At 47.7% G+C, this 4,562-nt stretch carries 3 protein-coding genes; all 3 read right to left on the reverse strand.

Annotation, left to right across the window (positions count from 1 at the left end):
- Positions 1 to 76 precede the first annotated feature (76 nt).
- Positions 77 to 1,042: a LysM peptidoglycan-binding domain-containing protein gene (locus tag VN105_RS10885; RefSeq protein ID WP_325640725.1), complete on the reverse strand. Its 966-nt coding sequence runs from the start codon at positions 1,040 to 1,042 to the stop codon at positions 77 to 79.
- Between the two features lie 209 nt (positions 1,043 to 1,251).
- Positions 1,252 to 2,655: a methyltransferase RsmF C-terminal domain-like protein gene (locus VN105_RS10890; RefSeq protein WP_325640727.1), complete on the reverse strand. Its 1,404-nt coding sequence runs from the start codon at positions 2,653 to 2,655 to the stop codon at positions 1,252 to 1,254.
- A gap of 336 nt (positions 2,656 to 2,991) precedes the next feature.
- Positions 2,992 to 4,458, reverse strand: coding sequence for an NAD(P)(+) transhydrogenase (Re/Si-specific) subunit beta (locus VN105_RS10895; RefSeq protein WP_325640729.1), 1,467 nt, complete (start codon positions 4,456 to 4,458; stop codon positions 2,992 to 2,994).
- Positions 4,459 to 4,562 lie beyond the last annotated feature (104 nt).

Below are 4,562 nucleotides of genomic sequence, written 5' to 3' on the forward strand. Positions count from 1 at the left end.
AACTATTATAACACAAAAAAATAAAATCAGTGTAATCAGCGAAATCATCAAAATCAGTGTTCCAAGACAAAATCCGCTAATCCTCGTAACTCAGTTCGCAATAAAACTTGGTTTCATTGCTGCCGAGCGCCTGCATGGCGCTGTCGCTCAGCTTGATGATGAGACCCGCATTGGCTTTCATCTGGGGGATTACGTCCAGTACTTTTGCGTATACGGCTTTACCGTTCAGTGGATTTGTTACTTTAATGATAGTACCGCGGGGCGCTGTGTTATGCAGCGCGTAATATTTACCTACAGCATTGCTTTTAAACCAGGTGCCTGGGCCTTTTTCCGAAGTAGTTTTTTTGCCGCCCTTGGTTTGCTGCTCATACAATTGCTCAAAATCAGTGCTGCTGCTAACAGGCGTAGATTTAACAGGTGCAGGTGTTGAAGCTACAGGAGAAGAGGTTTCTTCTGCTGGTATTGATTCGGGCTCTTTCTTCGGTGTTTCTTTTACTGCCGGGGGTGGAGGCGGTGGAGTAGATAAAACCACTGGTTCAGGCGCAGGAGTGGCCTTCTCTTTTACTTTTTCAGGACGTGGGGTTGCTTCAGCTGTGCTGCCACCTGCCTTCACATAACCTACAATGATATAGCTGTCTTTTTTCAGCCCATCGCCGGAAAAGCTGTTCCACTGGCGGATATTATCCAGCGGCACTTTGTTATAGTTTACACTCACACGGTATAAGGTTTCCTTTTCAGCCACCTTATGATATACCGGTTTGCCGGAGGCATCCGCTTTCTGTGAAAAGTTGGCAGCGGTAAGGGGGATATGCAGCTTGCGTCCCAGCTGTAAACCCTGTTCCATATTCACTTTATTGGCAGCGGCAATTTCTTTGGGCGACAAGCCATAAGCGCGGCTGAGGCTATAGAAATTCTCTCCTTTTTTAACAACATGGGATATGTAAAGAGCGGGCGAGGTACCTTGTACTTCGAGCGTATCCTGCGCCTGTGCCGCTACTGCACTGAAACCAAACAAGGCGATTGAAAGAATCGGTTTTATCATACTAACTCTGTTTATGATGCAGCAGAACATTTAAAATTTTTCTCTGCTATTTCGGGCAACGAATATATGCGTTAAAATTGACAAAATTATTTAATAAACCAAACGGAGAAAATCCCTTTTTGTTGTGGTGGCCGTTATAAACGGCGCTCCCGTTGGCGCTGTATTTCAAAGTTGGTATCATTCCCGGATAAATAGCAGTTGTATATGCTTTACAATCCTGAAATTTCTTTCAGGATGCGCAGTTCTTTCGGGTAGTAATTGTTCATGCGGTTGGGCAAAATTTTTGCCCAGCCCAGGTTCATCCCTTCGTATTTCACCAGCGCCCAGCCACGTACACGTGTGCTTACTGCAGGATCTTCCTTACGCAGGTACTGTAATGCCTGGCGTAAATCCAGTGATACAGATGGCAATTCCCCTGCTACCAGGGTGCTTGCGGCCAGCTGATGATCGGGAATCAATTCCTTCGCACCGGGATGCCCGGCTTTTACACCCGCTTTGCGAATATACAATTGTTGCCGCAACAATGGTATTTCTGCCGCCAGTAATGGCGGAAGGATCAATACTTCTTCCTGGTGCATAAAATACTGGTAGCTTGCCGGCATATCTATCCAGGGAGTGATCACCTCCTGCTGCCGGGCGGTAAGCGCTGTTGATTTATGCTGCTTTGGTTTACGTGGAGCATCGCCGTTTGTTTTACGGAATGCCGCAATAAAAAAACCTTCCCCCTTCAGTTGATCAGGATAAAACCGGTAACCGGTGCAGTTTCGTTTATGCGTTACCGTTGTAACAATATTCCACCCGGCATTCAGCGGAACCGGTACATTTTCCAGTTCAAAATGATCTGCCAGCCAATCCAGGATCGACTCATCTTCTTCCGCAGAAAAAGAACAGGTAGAATAGATCACAATGCCTCCTTCTTTCACAGCCGGCAGTACGTCTGCCAGGATCCTTTGCTGCCGCTGGCTGCAGAGGGTTACATTTTCAGGCGACCATTCCCCTACCAGTTCCGGATCACGGCGGAATAAGCCGGAACCTGAACAGGGCGCATCTACAACCACCAGGTCGAAATAACCGGGCAGTCTTGAAAAATCACGCGGATCATTATTGCTTACCACCACATTGGCGGCGCCCCATTTTGTGAGATTGTCTGCCAGCAACCCTGCCCTTGCTCTGATCACTTCATTGGCTACCAGCAGGCTGTCGGCGCTGATCAGCGACTGTAACAGGGTGGATTTTCCTCCCGGCGAAGCGCAAAGGTCCAATACCTTCAGCGGTTGCGTCAGATCTGCTGTTGCACGTACCACCTGCTCCAGGAACATGGAAGATGCCTCCTGCACATAATAAGCGCCTGCATGAAAGTATGGATCAAAAGTAAAGGAAGGACGCTCCGGCAAATAGTACCCCTGGCTGCTCCAGGGCACCTGCGTTACCCCGTTGGCCGACAGCGGTTGCAGCACTGCACTGGCCTGTTCCGGTGCTTTTATTTTATTGGGATTCAATCGGAGTGAAGTGATTTTTTCGGCGGCGGCATGCACCTGCTCAAATGTTACCCGGTTATAACCCGGAAGTCCTGCTAACGAATCTAGCAGCGCCGCTGGTAAGTGACTGGACACGAGAATTTTTTCGGCAAATTTAGCGAAAATTGCGTTATGGGAGGATCGCCTTCGGCGATGTAAATTGTCTTGGAACACTGATTACGCTGATTATACTGATTTGTCTGATTTTTGCTTTTGAATTTTAAAGAATTAAGGGAGATAGAAGCAATACTGGCTTATATCTCCCTTAGTTATTATTAAACTCAATACATAGTAATCAGTGTAATCACAGTCCAGGACTAAATCCGCTTAGGTTCCCCCTATTCTTTATAAAATCCAAAAGTAAAAATCAGACAAATCAGTATAATCAGCGTAATCAGTGTTCCAAGACAATTTACATCGCCGAAGGCGATCTCAAACTTCCTTAATCGCCGATAGCAGTTCCTGCAGCACCTTCTTCGCATCTCCAAACAACATTGAAGTTTTGGGTTGGAAAAAGAGGTCGTTTTCAATACCGGCGTATCCAGGTTTCATGCTGCGTTTATTCACGATCACTACTTTAGCGTTCTCCACTTCCAGGATAGGCATCCCGTAAATAGGGCTGGCAGGATCACTTTTGGCGGCAGGATTCACCACATCATTGGCCCCTAAGATCAGTACGGCATCGGTAGTGGGAAACTCTGCATTGGCATCTTCCATTTCCAGCAACTTTTCATAAGGCACATCTGCTTCTGCCAGCAATACGTTCATATGACCAGGCATACGGCCCGCCACCGGGTGAATAGCATATTTTACCTCCACTCCTTTCTCTTCCAGTTGCTTCTCCAGCTCATGACAGGCATGCTGGGCCTGTGCTACGGCCAGGCCATACCCCGGTACTATAATTACTTTGCTGGCGTAGGCCAGTACCACGGCCGCATCGTTCAGGCTGATCTCTTTATAGTTTCCCTGCTCTTTCCCTGCCCCGGCAACACCGGCAGCGCTACCGCCAAAGGAGCCTATCAGCACATTTTTCAGGGAACGGTTCATGGCCTTACACATGAGAATAGTGAGGATAGTGCCTGCCGAACCCACCAGGATACCACCGGTGAGCATCACCGGGTTACTGTAAAGAAATCCGCCACAGGCAGCGGCTACCCCCGTAAAAGAATTAAGCAGTGATATTACTACCGGCATATCCGCACCGCCGATCGGCATCACGAACAACACACCATAGAATAATGCCAGCCCTAAAATCACATAAAACACCATAAGTCCTGTTCCCGGCGAAGTGCCGAAAATACATACCAGCCACGCAGATAATCCAACGATCAGCGTTAATACGCCCAGGTTAAGAAAATGCTGGCCATTGAAAGAGAAGTCTTTCACTTTGCCGGTAAGTTTTCCCCAGGCTACAATACTGCCTGCACAGGATACGGCGCCTATAATGAGACTCAGCAAAATAATGATCACCGTTCCCCTGGAGGTGGACGATTCCAGCAGTTGCAATGCCAGGTGGTCGTCTGCAACAGGTGCGTATAAATTTTTTATCAGTTTGATGAGGTGATCAAACTCCACAACGGAAATAAGCGCCGCACAGGCGCCACCCATTCCATTGAACATGCTTACCATTTCCGGCATGGCGGTCATCTTCACTTTTTTGGCAGACAATACGCCTATTACGCCGCCAATGGCGAGCCCGGTGAATATCCAACCATAGTTATGCAGGGGAGCGTCATTTACCCGGTAGAGAAAGATGGTACCAAGGATAGCCAGCGACATCCCGGCTGCCGCCACCAGGTTGCCTTTGCGGGCAGTATCCGGTTTACTTAACATTTTCAGTCCGAGGATAAAAGTAACAGAGCCGATCAGGTAGATAATAGATAAAATGCTGGATCCCATAAGTATATGCTTTTAGCCGTTAGCTTTCAGCTGTTGAACAGTTAATACCTGTGCCGGTAACCGTTTTACAGCTATTTCTTTTTTCCTTTGAACATTTCCAGCAT

The sequence above is a fragment of the Chitinophaga sp. genome, from assembly GCF_035564935.1.
Taxonomy (GTDB): Bacteria; Bacteroidota; Bacteroidia; order Chitinophagales; family Chitinophagaceae; genus Chitinophaga.

Coding starts and splice junctions, on each gene's coding strand:
- VN105_RS10885 (WP_325640725.1), bottom strand. CDS start 1,042: ATGATAAAACCGATTCTTTCAATCGCCTTGTTTGGTTTCAGTGCAGTA.
- VN105_RS10895 (WP_325640729.1), bottom strand. CDS start 4,458: ATGGGATCCAGCATTTTATCTATTATCTACCTGATCGGCTCTGTTACT.